Origin of the sequence: Bacteroides stercorirosoris (assembly GCF_900142015.1) — a bacterium.
In the GTDB taxonomy this organism is placed as follows: domain Bacteria; phylum Bacteroidota; class Bacteroidia; order Bacteroidales; family Bacteroidaceae; genus Bacteroides; species Bacteroides stercorirosoris.
On the sequence record NZ_FQZN01000059.1, the window covers coordinates 1 to 17117 of the forward strand.

Genomic DNA, 17117 nt, shown 5'->3' on the forward strand with positions numbered 1-17117 from the left:
GAAGACGGAGGATTTCTTGCTTTTCTGCTAATGTGTGATGTCTTGACATAAATAAACCCCGAAAGTTTTTTGTCCAACTTTCGGGGGTCACTTCAAAACGACACACCTCCACTTCCGATGCAGAAAATGTTTTGTATTATTTTTTACTTGTAATAAATTGATATTTAATATATTATGTTTTTATGAAATGCTTCGGGGGACAAACAGGGGACAAAAATTTGCTGTCCAAAAGATAAAAAGAGCAAATATAAGGTCTATCCCTTGATGTTTTTTAGGCCAATTTTTTTGTCCCTCGGAAAGAAAAACAATCCCGTTCTCATCATACGATGATATTCGAAGCACACTGCAAATATAATAAAGTTTAGTCTGTTTTTTGTATATCTCTTCAAGTTCTAAACTAAACGGCTTTTATAAGCTCCCAAAGCCATACCTATTTTTCTTTTGGCCAGCAAAATTGTTAAAGGAGACATTACTTTGTCCTTTCAGCTCTGTCTCTTTTCACCAGTCGTTGTTTGGGCTATGTGCTTTGGCGGCATATCCTCGGTTTTACCTTTCCCTGTTTTAGCCTTCTTCTTACTTCCTCCATTATTCCGCATATCCCTTTCGGGCTACCTGATGTGAATTGTGTCGCAAAGGTGCTTGTCATGTCTCTCTTGTCTGCAAGGTCATAGCCTTGGGTTCACAGCCAAATCTCCACCTTCTGCTTCACAGAGGTCGTATTTAGCCGTGAAACCTTGCATAAGGAGCCATGACACCTTTTTAGACGACATAATTAAATCAAGCCCGAAAGTAGTAGATGCTACAAGAGGGAAAAACAAAAAAACAATCTTAAAATTTAAGCATTATGACATTCAGAGAATTTATGAAAGAAAACGGTTACGAAGTAAAAACAACGTTTTGGGAAGATTTTTCGATAGCAGAGCGATTTGGCCTTTCAGCTATTCAGGACACGTTCAATCGTGCTTTCAAAGAGTGGAAAGAAGATTACGAATTTCTAACCGAACTGGTATTGGTGCTTAACCATAAGATATGGCAATACCACGAAAAAAGATCGGAGTTCGCGGAACTCTACAATACCCTTTGGGAACAGACCGACCAATATGCGATGGAGAATCTGAAAGATGAAGAGCTAAGTTATTTCTTTGATCTAACGGATTAAGCGTAGGAGTGTAGGAGCCGGCTTCGGTCGGGTTCTCTTCCGTGCAGATCCCTTTTTATTAGCGCGGATTCCCCTTTTATTTTACATTGTCATGTGTTACTGACATAAAATTGTGTTGCACAATTTTCGTTTCTATCGGAATAGCCATTTGTATCTTTTGGGGTTGGATTTACCTTGTTGGAGATTACGATTGCAGAATTACAGAAGCTACGCGAAAGCGAAGACCATATAGAATTTAAAGAGGCAAAGCATAATTACCCGTTTGCCGGAGGAAAACACGTTGATCTAAAAGACAGGCGGCGGTGTGTATTGGGGTGTATTGTTGCCTTCGCGAATGAAAAGGGTGGACGATCGGTATTAGGAATGGTAGATCATATGCCCCATGCGGTTGTCGGTTCGGATTTTGCAGAAAAAGAAGTGGGAGAACTCACAGATGAAATCTACGAAAGATTAGGAATAAGGATAGAAGCTACCGAACTTTACGAAGACGGTAAGCGTCTGCTTGTACTATCTGTTCCATCTCGTCCCGTAGGTAGGTTGTTGAGATTTGAGGGCGTACCTCTTATGCGTACAGGGGAAAGCCTGCGGGCAATGTCCGATGCCGAGATTTTCAGGATATTGTCTGAACAGGAACCGGATTTTTCAGCCAAGATATGCGAGGGGCTTACTATAGAGGATTTGGATAAGGAGGCCATAGCAGAAATGAAAACCCAATATGCGCGAAAGCAGGAAAATCCGTTGTTTCAAAACTATCCCGACGAACAAGTGCTATCTGATTTGGATTTGTTGAAGGACGGGAAATTGAATTATGCTATGCGGCACTTATTCTGTTTGGGAAATCCGAAGCCATACGGAAATATCTCCCTCAGAACAATATCGTTGTAGAGTTCAGGATGTATCACTCGATGATACAATATACCGCTCGCAAAGAATTTCAGTTGCCGTTATTCATAGCGATTGACAAGGTATGGGATTACATCAACCAGCCTGCCAGCAATCCGCTTCTGCATTACAATGACGGCTCTTATATATTCGATATACCATCTTTCAACAAGGAGGCAATCAGAGAGGCGATATTGAATGCTTGCTGCCACCGCTCAATGTTGATTCAGAGCAATGTCGTCATCAAGCAATATCCCGATAGTATAACCATTACCAATGCTGGTGGTTTTCGGTCCGGAGTGGATATGAACAACATTTTGACAGTGAACAGCGTTCCGCGCAGTAAACTGATGAGCGAGATATTGCAGAAGGCAGGATTGGTGGAGCGTTCCGGTCAGGGAGTGGATAAAATGTTCTACAACTGTATTATGGAAGGGAAAGCACTGCCTGACTATTCGGGAACAGACTCGTATCAGGTAAGTCTCACGTTCAAAGCTCCTATACTTGATACGGCCTTTGTTATTTTTGTCAGGAAGGTACAGGATAATAGAGCTGCCGCCGAGCAACTGAATGTCTTTGAATTGCTGGCTTTGTACAAAATGGCAATGAGGGATTACGAGGGGCTTGATGAAAAGATTTTATGAAAATTGTTGGAAGAAAACCTTATCGGTTACGAAAACGGCTCTCATCGCTTGTCCGAGGAGTATCGGAATGAGTCTGCTGAAAGATTGAAAGGAATGAATATGAATTATCTCAAGTTGGTTTCAGACTGTTTTCATAAAAATGGTTATATAAATCGTTCTCTTTTCAAAAAGGTATTTCAAGACATGTTGTCCGAAAAATAAATTAGAGGCTTGATTTCAAAGATGGAAAATACAGGGATTATACAGAAAGATGGTGCAGGCAAATATACCCGTTATGTAAAAGCACCGGATTTTCCATCGTTTGTCTAGGGCCGCAAAAGTCGATTTTACGTCCACAAAGATTTCCGACAATAGGCTGAAAAACGTAAAAAATCCTTGCAATAATTTGGTGGTTATCGCAGGAATTTGATTTTTTAGCACTCCTAATCAAAAGATTTAGATAAGCGGAGCCTTATGATCTACTTTCCATATAATGAGGAAATGTGTAGTTATACTGATACATGGATGGGTGAACTATATGAAAACGAGTATCCATTGGTTTCTAAAGGGGTATGGTCAGGAATAATCAATTTGAAAACTCATAAACTTCTGAATTCGAAGCCCGAATATGGCAGTTTGTATTTGCAAGCCAAGGTATGTGATAGTGGGACCTATTTCTTACTTGACAAAGACAAAAAGACAATATGTAAAATTGCAGATTATGTTCCTAACGGTTTAATTCCAGAGGTAGATGGTTGTGGCGATTATATTCGTCTTAGAATCAATGAGGATGACATGATAAATTGGTTTGAAGAACCGGACTTTTCTGACTTTATGGAAGACTCTGAGGTTGTTGAGAAAATCGATGTGCACATTAAAGAGGTTGTGTAAATTAAACTGTGTCATGCTCTATTCTCATTCAATCTCATCGGTCGGGGATCGGTCAGCGCCAAGGGGCGGGACCACCCGTCCCGACGAGCGTAAAATTACAACAATTTAAACCTATCTCCAAATTTTATCGCCAGTTGTTGTGCAATGGCTCCCCAGTTAGCCAGTGGCATGGTCCATTTCTTACGTATATTGCGGTAAGCGAGGTAAACCAGTTTTTCAAGGGCGGTGTCGTTAGGGAACACGCCCTTGTTTTTTGTCACTTTCCGTATTTGGCGATGATAGCCCTCAACTGTATTTGTGGTATAAATCATACGGCGTATATCCGATGTGAACTGGAAGTATTCAGTAAGTTTTTCCCAGTTGTCCTGCCATGACTTGATGACGATAGGATATTTTTCTCCCCATTTCCCATTCAGATTAAAAAGTTCCGTTTCAGCTGCTTCTTTACTTACCGCACCATAAACCCGTTTCAAGTCTTTGAGGAATTCCTTCTGATGCTTGCTACCGACATATTTAATGGAGCTACGTATCTGGTGGATGATGCAAAGTTGTACTGTTGTGTTCGGGAAAACACTTTGGATGGCATCCGGAAAGCCTTTCAGACCATCAACGCAAGCAATAAGGATATCATGAACTCCACGGTTCTGCAAGTCCGTCAGTACGTTTAACCAGAAATTGGCTCCCTCATTTTTTAGAGATATACATGCCAAGCAAATCCTTGTGCCCTTCCTTGTCGACACCTAAGACGTTATAGATTGCGCGGGTAACGGCACACCCTCTCTCGTCAGTGACTTTATAATGGATTGCGTCCATCTAGACTATCGGATAGACAGCATCAAGGGTACGGGAACGCCAAGCCTTTATTTTTGGAAGAACACGGTCGGTTATGGAACTAATCGTTTCGGCAGAGACACGGTTGCCGAGATTTTCCTCCATCCAGTCACTGATCTCGCGTGTGCTGTTACCAAGGGTATAAAGTCCGATGATACGGTCTGCTACGCCCTCCGCCAGGATGGTCTCACGTTTCTTTATAAACTGAGGCTCAAAACTTGAATTACGGTCACGAGGGGGAGACACTGTGACTTCACCCAATGGAGTCTGGACTTGCTTCTGCATTTTACCATTACGACGATTCCCCAACTGACGTTCTTCATCTGTAAGATGGGCATCCATTTCACCTTCCAATGCTGCATTCAAGATACTTTCCAATAAGGGGGCAAAAGCACCATCCTTACCTAACAAAGGCTTACCCGCTTTCAGCTGCTCTATTGCCTTGTTCTTGATACTTTCAAAATCAAATTCTTCTTTCATAAAAAAACTGTGTTAGCAAAGTTAATATTTTATTCCTTGCTGACACAGTTTAAATTACATCCTCCATTAAAGAAGAATCTATACTGTATACCAAAGTCGAGTTCACTTATAACCAGCTTATGGCAAAATTGTTTCGATTGCCTAAATTCATACAGATGGAAATAGGAAAGGCGTTGATAGCAAATGCTTCGGAAGAATTTGAAAAGGAAGAGTAAGAACATCCTTCTTGAGTTACATAGTTTATAGTAATGAACCCTGCTAAATTATATCTTCATTATATCTTCACTGATATAATATCTATATTCATATAGACTCAGTTTCTTGTTCTGTCATGCGGTATATGGAATTTATTTACTAATTTTGCACTGATTTTGAAATAACATAAAACTAACAATGCAGAGAATTTGGATGGGCATACTATCAATCACCACAATTCAGGGTAATCGCTCGGAATGTGTGTTGAATGTTCATGTCTCCGGTATTGAACCTCGTATTGTAAATACTTTCCAGCGAACATAATAAAGTACATTTTACTATACTTTGATTTAGAATAGAGACTGAATGGCTGGAGAGTATTTAGCAAACTTTTCAACTATTTTGTTTTATACCCATTTATGGCAGTTACTTTTGTGATACTTCTCTGTCATTTCCGTTTGATGGGTGATTGATAACTTGATTATTAACGTGCAGTGATGCACATAAATTGAGAAATAAATTATAAATTTGATGGCAGCAAGGTGTTCTTTACATCTGATACCCACTTTTATCACGGAAATAGACACTGTCTGGAGTTTTGTGTAAATGGAAACAGGATTTACTTGTAAGTTCTCTTATATCTAGATTCTGTTTTCAAATATAAGCATAAATTGGTTCATAATTTGAATCCCGTATTTTCCATTTACACAAAATATTCTATAGCGCCGAATTATACAATTTATTAGTGCTTCTCGTATAGCACATGAGCAGGTGTTTCTTCTTGTCGTATACCATCTTTTATCATAATAGGACGTGGTAAAACCTGTATCAATCTATTATATACTTTTATATAGAAATGATAGAGGTTTGCTTTCCACATTCTGTCCGGATAGATACGGTGTGTCCACCTTACATTAGAATCCCTGTGGTGATTAGCATCAGCAAACATACGTCTTATTTCTGCTTCTGTACATAGATAGTCATCTTCATGGTTTCTTCTGTAGGTATACTTACCTTTTCCTTGTTGTGATCCAAGATTTTTTAATGATTGATATTGCCTAAGGTTATAATAAATTTAATAGAATAGATATTAGTTTGTGATATTTGTAGAAATAATGCAAATAGGTGAATCTTATTTGTAGATATGGATATTTAGTTATATATTTGTGGAAAAACAAATTGTATGATAGCAGAAATTAGATTTAAGAACATGTTCTCATTTAGAGACGAAGCTATATTAAGTTTTGAAGCTGATAGAAGTAAGGATATGGAATCATATCATGTTGTTGAATTGGGTGGCGGTGTGAGACTATTGAAAGTGGCTGTTATTTATGGAGCAAATGCTTCGGGTAAGAGTAATATTATTAAGGTTTGTGATTTTATCAAGTCATTCATTACTTATACTCCACTTAATAAGGCAGAACAAATTCAAGTAGTCCCGTTTCTCCTGAATAAAACAAGTTCAAGGCAGTTATCTGAATATTCGATTTCGTTCTATTTGAAGAATGAGGAGAAAGCTGTTTGTTATATCTATTCAGTAGCTTTAGATAGATGGCACGTAGCAAAGGAAAGTTTAATTTATTATCCAAGTCAACAGCCTGCTACTATATTTGAAAGAAATACTGAGAATAACGTATCTGTTATTAAATTTGGACAGAAAATCAAGATGTCGCAAGCTGTCAAAGAGGAAATAACATTGAAGTGTTTGCATAATATGTCAGTTTTTGCTGCCTATATGCAGGTGAATACACATATTGTAGAACTAGAGAAGGTTCTTCAGTATCTAACCAATCAGGTTATGCCGGCTATTGTACCTGCATCATCTTTAAGTCGTTATGCCGAAGAATCAATCAAGAATGAGTCAGCAAAAGATTATATTTTGAGATATCTGCAGGAAGCAGATTTTAATATTTCAAATATTACTTCCAAAGAACAAGAAACGCATAAAGGGCCGATTAATTATACTATGTATCAGCATAAAGTTTCATCTGAGTATGGTAACAATGATTATTATGAGTTCTCGGAACTGTTTGAATCGGATGGTACTATTCGTACATTTGGCTTGGCTGCTCAAGTACAAAAGATTCTTGAAAAAGATGCTTTTCTCGCAGTTGACGAGATTGAATCTTCTCTTCATCCAAAATTGATAGAATACATCATTGAACGTTTTCTAAAAGAATCAGAACAGGCACAGTTGTTGCTCACTACGCATTATGATGGACTGTTAGGAGAGGAAGATTTGCTTAGAAAAGATAATGTTTGGTTTACTGAAAAGAATCTGGATGGTTCAAGTGTACTGTATCCTCTGACAGACTTCAAGGGATTGAATAGGATCAGTTCTTTCCAAAAGGCATATAAGTTCGGTAAATTCGGTGCAGTTCCTAATCTATAATCGTGTATTTTTATGAGAAAAGCAAGAAAAAATACAGCGACCAGACAGATTATTCATATCGTCGGTGAGGGTTTGACTGAATTATTCTATTTCAGTCATTTGAAAAAAATACTTGGTTATAGATACTCTATTTCTCCTCGTTTATTTGAAAACAATAGTATTGAGAAAATAGAAAAGAAAATAAAGGAACTTCTGGATGAAGATGTCTTTGTAATATGTGTTTTTGATGCTGATGTTAGCAGGCGTTCTGATGCAGAGAATAAAAAAATGGTATCGCTCAAAAAGAAATATGAAAATAATGCTAATGTGATTCTTTGTGATAGCTTACAGTCAATAGAATATTGGTTTTTACTACATTTTGAAGATACATGTCGACATTTTCAAGATTCAGCAGCAACAGAAAGAGCATTAAAGCAATATCTGCCAACATATGATAAAACTCGGAAATACCTTGAGAAGGATAAATGGGTTAAAGAAATACTTACAGGCTCAAAAATGGATAAAGCATGTGAACTGGCCGAAAAATATAAAGGTAGAGATTCTTATAGTGAGATTTATAAGGCGATTAAAAAAGTTAGTGAATCGTTGTAATAAATATGAATTGATGAAAAAAATATTTATATGTTGTTTTGGGAATCATAATTAGTGGAATTGCTATTGCATTTATCATTAATACGTTGTTGGCATATGGTAATGTTATTAAAACAAATCTTTCAAATGACTCGTGGTTAAATTTTGGGGGAAGTTATAGTAGTGGAATTTTTGCTGTTGTAGTAGGTTATCTTGCTATTATTTATAGTAATAGAAATAGTGAGAAAGCTATTCTACAACAAGAAAAACTGTTAATTCGTCAACAAAATATTAAAAAGTTGGATGATTATAATAACTGTCTAAAAAATAATTTGGCTTTACTTAATATAGTAGATGCTATGGGAATTACTGTTGGTCTTGACCATCAGAATATATCATTATCTAAATCAGAAATATGTCAAATGAAAGGTTGAATCTATGCAACAGATTTGCAGTATAGATATGTGTTTGAAGTTGATGTACAACGCCAAAAAACAAATTTAGAAAAGACTTATGAAGAATGCTGGATTAAAGCACGTATTGGACTATCGGATTTACTGGATCAAGAACTCTCTTTTATAGAACGTGTTAATCAAAACAGATATGATATTCAAATAAAAGAGAATAATATGCATCGAAAAAATATCTTATTGGAATTAAGTAAACAAGCGGTAGATATAGAAAAGAAAAAGTTATTTCTGCAAGAGATTAAGGATGTTAACATGGAACCGGAACGATTAGATAAAAAAATTATTTCATACTATGATGATGTTGATAAGATGACCACTTCGATTAAAGATTTTTCGCTTGAATTAAATAGTACTATAAAGGTCTTATTTGATATTTCTTTATTGCTTATTAAAGAGAAAGAGGCTCAATTTAAATTAGAAAAATAAGGGTTTGGTATATATGTTTTAAGTTTTAGGATCACTAGTGTCCCATTAAAATTGCTCCGAATCGTTCTTTGTCATTTTGAAATTTAGTTTTATCAAAGAGGTCTCTCAGATGAGTTTTATCTGTCAATGAGATACTCAATATTTGTAGTACTTCGTATGTACTTTACTAGTCTACATACTAAATAAGGCACGCTATATTTATATTTCTGCAATTCTATATGATAAGAACCGGTAAGTTTGACTTTTGTACGATATCGGAAGTGGTAAGGTTTATGAAGAAGTTTTCCTAATGCTGGCGTTTCCTCCTAATCAAATATGTCTATACAGATTTTTCGGTAGTTGAGGAAGGCTTGCTGTTAAACACATAATAAATAAAGCTTGTAAATAGAGAAGGCTGAAGAATGAAGTCATAGAATTTAGCGCATGATCTTTTCTTTTTATCACTGAACTTATCGTTTTTCAGTAATATTTTGTAATTTTGCCACACAATTGAGAAACATATAAAATATGGTAACTATATATTGCCTTAAAGTGTGAATCCTTGTTAAGCGGTAGGATATAGAAAATATAAACCTTCTATAAATCGTATAATCGTGTATAGAGGATTTTGCTGTAAGATAGTATATAGTCACCTAATATTTTTGCCCTAAATAATATGTAATGCATAGTCATGGATAAGGACATAAATCGCATCAAAGGAATGTTGGCAGAGAAGAAGCGCACAAACAAGTGGCTTGTAGAACAATTACCTTAGATCCTGCTACAGTATCAAAATGGTGCACGAATGCAGCATAATCCAGCCTCGAGACTCTATTTCAGATAGCAAAGGTGCTAGAAGTAGGGGAAGAAGAGGTGCTCATTTATCCTTCAAAGATGTGACAATAACATATAAGAAATATACTGATGGATTTCAAACAAAATAACTTCGAATAACATTCATGCAAGTAGAAGAAATAACACAAATATTACGAGAGTCACCAAGCGTACGACTCATAAAATCAAGAAGTGTGGATTTCTTCTTGTCTTTTGTCATTGAGGCGTTTGAGGGACAGTCGGCTATAATGCAGGAACGCTTGCACATGCTACTGGAGAACCGACTGGATGAGCAGGAAAATGCGTTGGTGGAGGATAATCTTGAAATGACAAGACTAGGGGAGTCGAACGAACAGAAAGCAAAACGACTCATCAAAGACTGGACAGACAAGGGATTCTTGACCAACTATCAGAACGAAGAGGGAGAGGTGATATACGAGATTTCGTCGCACACAAGCAAACTGATGGATTGGGTGGTGAGCTTGAAAAAAGAGGATTACATCGGTACGGAATCGAAGTTCAAGACGCTGTTTGCCCAACTGAAGGAATTGGTGGAATACTCGAACGAGGACCGCGAGAAGCGACTGGAACTGCTCCGAGCCAAAAAAATGGAGATAGAGCATCAGATTCAGCGACTGGAGATGGGCGAAGAGGTCGAGGTGTATGAGGACTACCAGATAGAACCACGATACAATAGCTTGAATAAACTGGCTAAGGAGCTGCTTAGCGATTTCAAGGAGGTGGATGACAACTTCAAGGGGATTATCAAAGAGATATATGAGCGCCAGACAGACAATGCGGAGAAGAAAGTATTGCTGAACTACATCTTTGATGCGTATGGCGAACTGAAACAATCGCAACAAGGCAAGAGTTTCTATGCATTCTGGGAATTCCTGCTCTCGGCCGATCTGCAGAAAGAATGGGACGAGTTGACTGGTGCACTCTATGAAACACTGGAGAATAGAGGCATTGATGCGCATGACATGTTTCTTAGGGAAATGAAAAAGCATCTGTTTGACGCAGGCGAGAAGGTGGCGAAAACCAACGATCGCATGAGCGAGAAACTGAGTCGCATCATTCGCCAGAACGGACAGATGAATGCAGAGGTGACAAAGCAGGTGATTAACGATATAAAGAAACTGCTCATCGAAGCCACCAAACAGAAAGAGAAACCAGAAGCTTCGCTTGAATATGAAACTATCGATATCAATCTGCCAGTCGAGCGCCCTCTGACTCTGACTCCTATAAAAGAGACTGTGTATAAGGATAAGCCTGATATGGCTGAACTGAGTCTGGACGACTTGGAGCGCATAGGCAAACTCTACAATCCGTATCACATCGATCGTCAGGTGCTGAGAGACCGCATTAACAAGGTGCTGTACGACACACAGCAGACGACACTGGCAGAGGTGATAGAATGGAACGAGGGTGTGGAGAAAGGTCTGTCGGAAGTGTTTGGATACATTGGCGTGCTGAAGGAATATAAGACTGTGGTAAACGAAGAGCGCCAGCAATATATTGTTTTTGCAGAAAACAAAACGATATCAATTCCCGAAATCATAATAACACGATGAACGCAACAAATATACAACCATACAGCAGGGCTGTGGTGAAACTTCTGAAAGGCATCGTAGAGAAAGACGATGTAGTGTGGAATGATGTACTCGACTACCAGAGCGAGATACTGGACTATATCAGCGTGATGGGGCTGGAACTCATCGTGAAAAAGGATGAGGGTTTTGCCTTTGTCAAGCAACTGAAATTGGACGATGACAAAACGTTGAACATGACGTCGAGAAGGTTGTATGGTTTTGAGGTGTCGGTGATACTCATCGTGTTGAGGCAGATACTCGAAGACTTCGACAGCAATCCAACAGAGTCGCAGGCTTCGTACAAGTATGTAACCGCCACTGAAATAAAGGAAGAGGCGGAACTGTTCCTGCCCACCACCTTCAATCGTGCCAAGTTTGAGAAAGACCTTGACCGCTATATCGACAGCATCGTCAGCTTTGGTTTCCTTGTGGAAGCAAAGCATGCTGAGGGCGAGAAACGCTATAAAATACATCGCATCATCAAGGAGAAGGTGACACTGGACGATCTATTGGAATTCAAAAACAAACTGAACGACTATGATGCAGCAGATGAATCTCTTTAATACCAGTCCGGAAGTGGCAGGCTTCAAGCTTGACTATTTGGAAGTGTGGAACTGGGGTACATTTGACCAAAAGGTGTACTGCATGAATACGCAGGGCAATAACTCGCTGCTGACCGGTGCCAACGCATCGGGCAAGAGTACGCTGGTAGATGCTCTGCTCACGCTGCTGGTGCCACTGAAGCGCCAACGATTCTACAACCAATCATCGGGTGTGGAGAAGAAGGGCAACCGTACAGAGGAGTCGTACTTCTTTGGCAACTATGGCAATCAGCAGCAGGAGGGTGCAGCGAGCACTACCACGCTTAGATTGCGAGACAAAGGGGCACGTTCGGTACTTCTTGCATCGTTCTGCAATGTGGACAAACGTGTGGTGACGCTGTTTCAGGTGCGCTACTACACTGGCGAGGAACTGAAGGTGTTGTTTGGCATAGCTCGCGAACCGCTGACTATAAAGCGCGACTTTTCGGAGTTTGACCTGCATGGCGACTGGCGCAAACGACTGACGAAGAAATACAATACGAACGACACAAGACGCAAGATAGAGTTATTTGACGGCCCGGTTGCGTATGGCGAGAAGATGATAGCCCTCTTCGGAATGCGTTCGGACAAGGCGCTTACACTCTTCAATCAGATAGTGGGCGTGAAAGTGTTGGACGATCTGGACAGTTTCATCCGTATGAATATGCTCGAGGAAGTGCCGGCTGAGGAAAAGTACCAGGAACTAAAGGACAACTTCCAAAATCTGATGGAGGCGAAAACCAATATCGATAAGGTGAAAGAGCAGATTGCCCAACTGGAACCTATCAATACATTGGCAAAGGAACTGATGGCGATAGACACGCGCATAGCTGAATTGGAGCAAGAGAAGAGTGTGGTGGCCTATTGGTTTGCTGCGCGAACGGTGGATTTGTGCAACGAGGAGTTGGCGCGCTGCAAGAGCAACTTGAGAAAACTGGAAGATGAGTTGAAGGCGTTAAAGGTGAAGAAGAGTGAGCTGGAACAAGAGCAGACGCGCTTGTCGGTGGCTATTGAGAAGGACGAGGTGGGTCAGCAGATACGTGAGATTGAGAAGGAAATCAATCAGAAGGTGAAGATGCGTGATAACCGCAAGGCCAAAGCCGAAGAATACGATAAGCTGGCAAAGACGGTGGAGCTGACACAAAGTCCTGATGCAGAGGTATTCGATGCCAATCGTGCGACCGCCAAACACGAGAAAGATGCTCTGCAGGTAAAGATTGACAGGCAACTCATGGAAGAGAAGCGTCAGGCACAAAACCGTCAGGATGAAATCAACTGCACGATATCAGAGCGAGTGGATACTATACGCTATCTGCAGCAGCATAAGAACAATATCTCTGGTCGTGTGGCTGAGATTCGTGATGAGATACTGGAGGCTGTTGGTGCAACCGCCGAAGAGATTCCATTCATCGGTGAACTGATACGTGTGAAGGATATTGAGTGCGATTGGGAGTATGCCATCGAGCGTATTCTGCACAATTTTGCATTGAGATTGGTGGTGCCAGAGAAGTATTACAAGCAGGTGAATGAGTATGTGAATGGTCATAATCTGCGAGGACGCATCGTGTATCAGCGATACGAGGGCACAGAGCCTCTTCGTGAGTTTGAGGATAGGACATTGAAGGTGGATTCGTTGCTCCGTAAGGTTGAATACAAGCCAAAGTGCTTGTATTTGGATTGGCTTGAGGATAGGTTATTTGCTGAGTTCAACTATAGTTGTGTTGATTCGCTTGCGGACTTCAACTATCTGCAAGAGAAAGCAGTAACGAAAGAGGGACTGATAAAGGCGAGAGGTGGTAAGCATGAGAAAGACGACCGACCAGAGACACGAGGCAAGGAACACTATGTGTTGGGCTGGGACAATAAGGAGAAGATTGCCATGCTACAGGCGGAAGTACGCCAGTTGCAGCAGGATGAAAAGGAGGTGGCAACCAAAGTCCGTCGTATAGAGGCAGATACAAAGAATGCTCAGGAGAAGCGAGAAACCTACTCGAAGCTGTTTGATAAATACGATAAGTTTGATGATATCGACTGGTGGTCGTGTGCACTCGTCATTCAGCAAAAGGAAGAACAGAAGCGACAACTGGAGGAGACCAATGATAAGGTGAAGATGTTGCAGGGGCAATTGGAGAGGGTGAGAAAGGAACTTGGTGCATTTGAGGAGAAGTTTAATGAAGCTATCGGTAACAAAGCATTATTGGAAAATCGTGAGAATATACTCAAGAAACAGAGCAATGATTGTGCTTTGGCTTTGGCTCAAATAGGCGTTGTTGATACCGATGCTTTTGAGTCGCAACACACAGATTTACTGAATGTGGCATTGGTGGGTTTGGACAAAATGCGTGACACGTTACAGAGTGACATCAATTCCGCTTTGCGGAAACAACGTGAGACGAAGGGTAGCAAGAGTGGCGATTTGAAGAACCTGATTTATCGCTTCAAGAATCCCACTGAGGAAATTACCGCGAAGTATCGCGATTGGCGTTCGGACGTGAACCGTTTGCCCGAAGCCGTGGAGTTTGTGGGCGAATATCAGACCTATTACCAACGATTGCTGGACGAAGATCTGCCTGGGTTTGAATCGCGCTTTAACAAGTATTTACAGGAGAATATCATCAACAAGGTCAGTGCATTCAATATGTTCTTCCAGAACTGGCGCCAGTCTATCACCAAGACCATCGACCAATTGAATTCGTATCTTGTGGGCATCGATTTCAAGGATGCTCCAAAGACGTATATCCAGTTGGTCGCAGCCAAACGATTGAACGTGGATTTGAAGGAGTTCCAAGACCTTCTGAGCAGTGCAATCCCGAACATCCATGAGATGAATTCGACAATCGATGGCAGCAGGATTCATTTTGAACAGCATATCGAACCGCTGATGTCTCGTTTACAAGACGAATCATGGCGAAAGTTGGTGATGGATGTGCGTGGATGGTACACATATAAGGCGGAGGAGTTTTATCAAGACGATGATCAGAAGCGTAACACCTACGAGGCTATGGGACAGCTGTCAGGTGGCGAGAAGGCGCAATTGACATATACCATCCTGGGGTCAGCTATCGCTTATCAGTTTGGCTTGACTAAGAACGGACTCGACTCTTCGTTCCGCTTCATTGCCATAGATGAGGCTTTTCGCGCACAGGACGAGGACAAGGCTCGCTATCTGATTTCGCTCTGCAAACAGCTCCACCTGCAGTTGCTCGTGGTGACTCCGAGTGACAACATCCACATCGTGGAGAACGATATTTCGTATGTGCATTATGTGGAGCGCAAGGGCGATCGTTCTGTACTCTATAATATGCCTATCAGTGAGTTTAAGGCAGAACGTGAAAGGAGTATGGAGGTATGATAACGGCAGCAGAAATACGTAAGAAGACAGAACGCAAGTATGTGGATTATTTGCGTTCAGTGGTCGCTGGCTCTGAGTTTGAACCAATTGTGATTCCTTGCGATAAGAAAGCGAGCGCATCGATGGATGAGTATCAGCACGAACTGGCAGACATCCGTTCGCAATCGAAAGAGGTGAAGGGCTTTGGTTACACGATTGAGTGGAAAACAGTGAAAACGAAAGCATTGGGCGAACAGGATCTGCCTGAGCGTGTGTTGTTCAGGAGTGCATCGGACGTTGAGCGCTTCTTGCTGAAGGGTGGTGAAGTGTCACAGTTTCGCAAGGATGTGGCGATGTTGTTTAATGAGTTTCCGCAGCTTCGTCCATGGGTGGAACGCTATCCACTTAAGGTGATCGAGAATGCTTCCTCTTGGCCTGATTTGTTGAAAGTTTTGCGCTATTTTGTGGCGAATCCTTGTCCTGAGTTGTACATTCGTGAATTGCCTATTGAGGTGCACACCAAGTTCATTGAGCGCAATAAGGGAGTGCTTCGTGAGTTGCTGGATATTGTCATTGTAGAGCATGTCTGTTCGGATGAGAAGGAGTTCGAAAAGCGCTTTGGATTGCGATACGATGAGCCATGGGTGCGCATTCGTGTGTTGGAAGCATCGATTGCGAGTGAATACTTTTCTGGTGTAGACGATCTGACGATGCCTCAGAGTCAGTTCTGTGCGTTATCGTTGCCTGTGCAGAAGGTGTTTGTGGTGGAGAATAAAGTCAACTTCCTGACTTTTCCCAAGTTGGCAGGAAGTCTGCTGATTTGGGGGCATGGATTCACCGTTGGCATCCTCAAGTCTGTCCCATTCATGCGGCACGCTTCCCTATACTATTGGGGCGACATTGATGTACAGGGCTTCGAAATTCTCTCGCAGTTCCGCAGTTATTTTCCCCAGACGCAAAGCCTTTTGATGGATCGCGCTACCTTTGACACCTATTTTGAAGGCGACAAAGGCACTCCAAGCAATGTATCAAAGCCTCTCCATCTTACCCCTGCGGAAGCCACACTGTATAATCATATCAAGTCTCGCAACCTACGTCTAGAGCAAGAGAAAATTCCGCAAAAATGTATTGAAAATATATTCAATAGTTCGTTAAAAATTAGCCAAGTCTAAGCGGTTCTGCGGTAAATAAAAGTAGTTCTTTGAAAATTTTGTCAATTAATGTCGTGTCTGCTTGAATGGCGAACACGCCGTTCAAGCATATTGGCATTGTGTGTTACCGACTTGCATGAAGAAACCGAATATTTGATTTTCATTCTTTTGCAAGTGCCCTTGGCGAGATTGATTGCAGTAAGCGAAACGTTGAAATGAAAGGCCATCTTTCTGAACAAGTCTTGACTATTACAGCTTACCATTCAAAAGCTTAGTTATTACCAAAATAGATGTACATAATATGTCAAACTTGCGTTTTTACAAGTCTTCTGAGTCGTTTAGAAGCAATCTTTTCTCATTTTTTTGATTTACCATATGTGGCATGATAGATATATGATTTCCATCATCTCGGTTAAACCTTACATCTTTTGTTTTTGTAGGTTCATGCCACTAAGTTGAGTTAAATTTTGATTGTCTTAAAACTTCAATCTGCCAGCATCTTTAATAACAGATAATATTCTTTCTTATGTCTTTCCATCTTCGCTAAGTCTTTGTCTGTCGGGTGTAGAATGCGGGTAATATCCATATTGTACTGAAGGTCATTCAATTTGACTTTGATGGCCAAACGATGTCCGGAGACTATCCATCTGATTGTGTAAATAGAAAACTACGGTGTTTCTCTCGTAGTTTTTTTATTTATGTATTAACTTTGTAAAAATCAGATTTTATG

At 40.5% G+C, this 17117-nt stretch carries 12 protein-coding genes and 4 pseudogenes; 14 read left to right on the forward strand and 2 right to left on the reverse strand.

All coding sequences use genetic code 11. The features are described from left to right. The first annotated feature begins 844 nt into the window (after nt 1-844). The 4 genes from BUC01_RS23855 (at nt 845) to BUC01_RS23865 (ending at nt 3555) form a co-directional block, all read left to right on the forward strand. Entirely contained in the window at nt 845-1159 is a 315-nt protein-coding gene (locus tag BUC01_RS23855) for a hypothetical protein (protein ID WP_025835415.1), read from the forward strand. 177 nt (nt 1160-1336) lie between these two features. Beyond that, complete coding sequence (locus tag BUC01_RS26005; protein WP_243462755.1) at nt 1337-2044, forward strand: AlbA family DNA-binding domain-containing protein; 708 nt, start codon at nt 1337-1339, stop codon at nt 2042-2044. A 20-nt stretch (nt 2045-2064) separates the two neighbouring features. Further along, nucleotides 2065-2685, forward strand: a complete 621-nt coding sequence (locus BUC01_RS26010; RefSeq protein ID WP_243462756.1) for an ATP-binding protein — start codon at nt 2065-2067, stop codon at nt 2683-2685. 504 nt (nt 2686-3189) lie between these two features. Beyond that, a complete protein-coding gene (locus BUC01_RS23865) occupies nt 3190-3555 on the forward strand; it encodes a hypothetical protein (protein WP_243462757.1) in 366 nt (121 codons plus the stop codon). 95 nt (nt 3556-3650) lie between these two features. On the opposite strand, the pseudogene BUC01_RS23870 reads toward BUC01_RS23865, so the two are convergent. After that, nucleotides 3651-4866 (reverse strand): annotated as a pseudogene (locus tag BUC01_RS23870) (IS256 family transposase). A gap of 710 nt (nt 4867-5576) precedes the next feature. Here BUC01_RS23870 and BUC01_RS26015 point away from each other — a divergent pair. The 5 genes and pseudogenes from BUC01_RS26015 to BUC01_RS26025 all read left to right on the forward strand — a co-directional run. After that, nucleotides 5577-5663 (forward strand): annotated as a pseudogene (locus BUC01_RS26015) (metallophosphatase); the annotation flags it as partial. 581 nt (nt 5664-6244) lie between these two features. Next, nucleotides 6245-7453 carry an AAA family ATPase gene (locus BUC01_RS23880; RefSeq protein ID WP_025835419.1) on the forward strand — a complete coding sequence of 403 codons (1209 nt, stop codon included), beginning with the start codon at nt 6245-6247 and terminating at the stop codon, nt 7451-7453. A 12-nt stretch (nt 7454-7465) separates the two neighbouring features. Then, on the forward strand, nt 7466-8044 hold the full coding sequence (locus BUC01_RS23885) for an RloB family protein (RefSeq protein ID WP_073315120.1): 579 nt from the start codon (nt 7466-7468) through the stop codon (nt 8042-8044). A 38-nt stretch (nt 8045-8082) separates the two neighbouring features. Further along, nucleotides 8083-8457: a hypothetical protein gene (locus BUC01_RS26020; RefSeq protein WP_243462758.1), complete on the forward strand. Its 375-nt coding sequence runs from the start codon at nt 8083-8085 to the stop codon at nt 8455-8457. A gap of 30 nt (nt 8458-8487) precedes the next feature. After that, nucleotides 8488-8919, forward strand: a complete 432-nt coding sequence (locus tag BUC01_RS26025) for a hypothetical protein (protein WP_243462759.1) — start codon at nt 8488-8490, stop codon at nt 8917-8919. A 34-nt stretch (nt 8920-8953) separates the two neighbouring features. On the opposite strand, the pseudogene BUC01_RS26260 reads toward BUC01_RS26025, so the two are convergent. Continuing rightward, nucleotides 8954-9082 (reverse strand): annotated as a pseudogene (locus tag BUC01_RS26260) (IS4 family transposase); the annotation flags it as partial. A gap of 507 nt (nt 9083-9589) precedes the next feature. Here BUC01_RS26260 and BUC01_RS26030 point away from each other — a divergent pair. From BUC01_RS26030 to BUC01_RS23915, 5 genes and pseudogenes are all read left to right on the forward strand, one after another. Continuing rightward, nucleotides 9590-9798, forward strand: a pseudogene (locus tag BUC01_RS26030) (helix-turn-helix domain-containing protein). A 59-nt stretch (nt 9799-9857) separates the two neighbouring features. Beyond that, nucleotides 9858-11306, forward strand: a complete 1449-nt coding sequence (locus BUC01_RS23900; RefSeq protein ID WP_025835422.1) for a DUF3375 domain-containing protein — start codon at nt 9858-9860, stop codon at nt 11304-11306. Next, on the forward strand, nt 11303-11887 hold the full coding sequence (locus tag BUC01_RS23905; RefSeq protein WP_007855929.1) for a DUF4194 domain-containing protein: 585 nt from the start codon (nt 11303-11305) through the stop codon (nt 11885-11887). The genes BUC01_RS23900 and BUC01_RS23905 overlap by 4 nt, the downstream gene beginning before the upstream one ends. Beyond that, nucleotides 11862-15257, forward strand: a complete 3396-nt coding sequence (locus BUC01_RS23910; protein WP_073315122.1) for an ATP-binding protein — start codon at nt 11862-11864, stop codon at nt 15255-15257. The genes BUC01_RS23905 and BUC01_RS23910 overlap by 26 nt, the downstream gene beginning before the upstream one ends. Next, nucleotides 15254-16408, forward strand: coding sequence for a Wadjet anti-phage system protein JetD domain-containing protein (locus tag BUC01_RS23915; RefSeq protein ID WP_025835424.1), 1155 nt, complete (start codon nt 15254-15256; stop codon nt 16406-16408). The genes BUC01_RS23910 and BUC01_RS23915 overlap by 4 nt, the downstream gene beginning before the upstream one ends. The last annotated feature ends 709 nt before the right edge of the window (nt 16409-17117 follow it).

What these genes read in the sequence shown, in the direction of transcription:
- BUC01_RS23855 (WP_025835415.1), top strand. Translation starts at nt 845, where the DNA reads ATGACATTCAGAGAATTTATGAAAGAAAACGGTTACGAAGTAAAAACA.
- BUC01_RS26010 (WP_243462756.1), top strand. Translation starts at nt 2,065, where the DNA reads ATGATACAATATACCGCTCGCAAAGAATTTCAGTTGCCGTTATTCATA.
- BUC01_RS23865 (WP_243462757.1), top strand. Translation starts at nt 3,190, where the DNA reads ATGGGTGAACTATATGAAAACGAGTATCCATTGGTTTCTAAAGGGGTA.
- BUC01_RS23880 (WP_025835419.1), top strand. Translation starts at nt 6,245, where the DNA reads ATGATAGCAGAAATTAGATTTAAGAACATGTTCTCATTTAGAGACGAA.
- BUC01_RS23885 (WP_073315120.1), top strand. Translation starts at nt 7,466, where the DNA reads ATGAGAAAAGCAAGAAAAAATACAGCGACCAGACAGATTATTCATATC.
- BUC01_RS23900 (WP_025835422.1), top strand. Translation starts at nt 9,858, where the DNA reads ATGCAAGTAGAAGAAATAACACAAATATTACGAGAGTCACCAAGCGTA.
- BUC01_RS23905 (WP_007855929.1), top strand. Translation starts at nt 11,303, where the DNA reads ATGAACGCAACAAATATACAACCATACAGCAGGGCTGTGGTGAAACTT.
- BUC01_RS23910 (WP_073315122.1), top strand. Translation starts at nt 11,862, where the DNA reads ATGATGCAGCAGATGAATCTCTTTAATACCAGTCCGGAAGTGGCAGGC.
- BUC01_RS23915 (WP_025835424.1), top strand. Translation starts at nt 15,254, where the DNA reads ATGATAACGGCAGCAGAAATACGTAAGAAGACAGAACGCAAGTATGTG.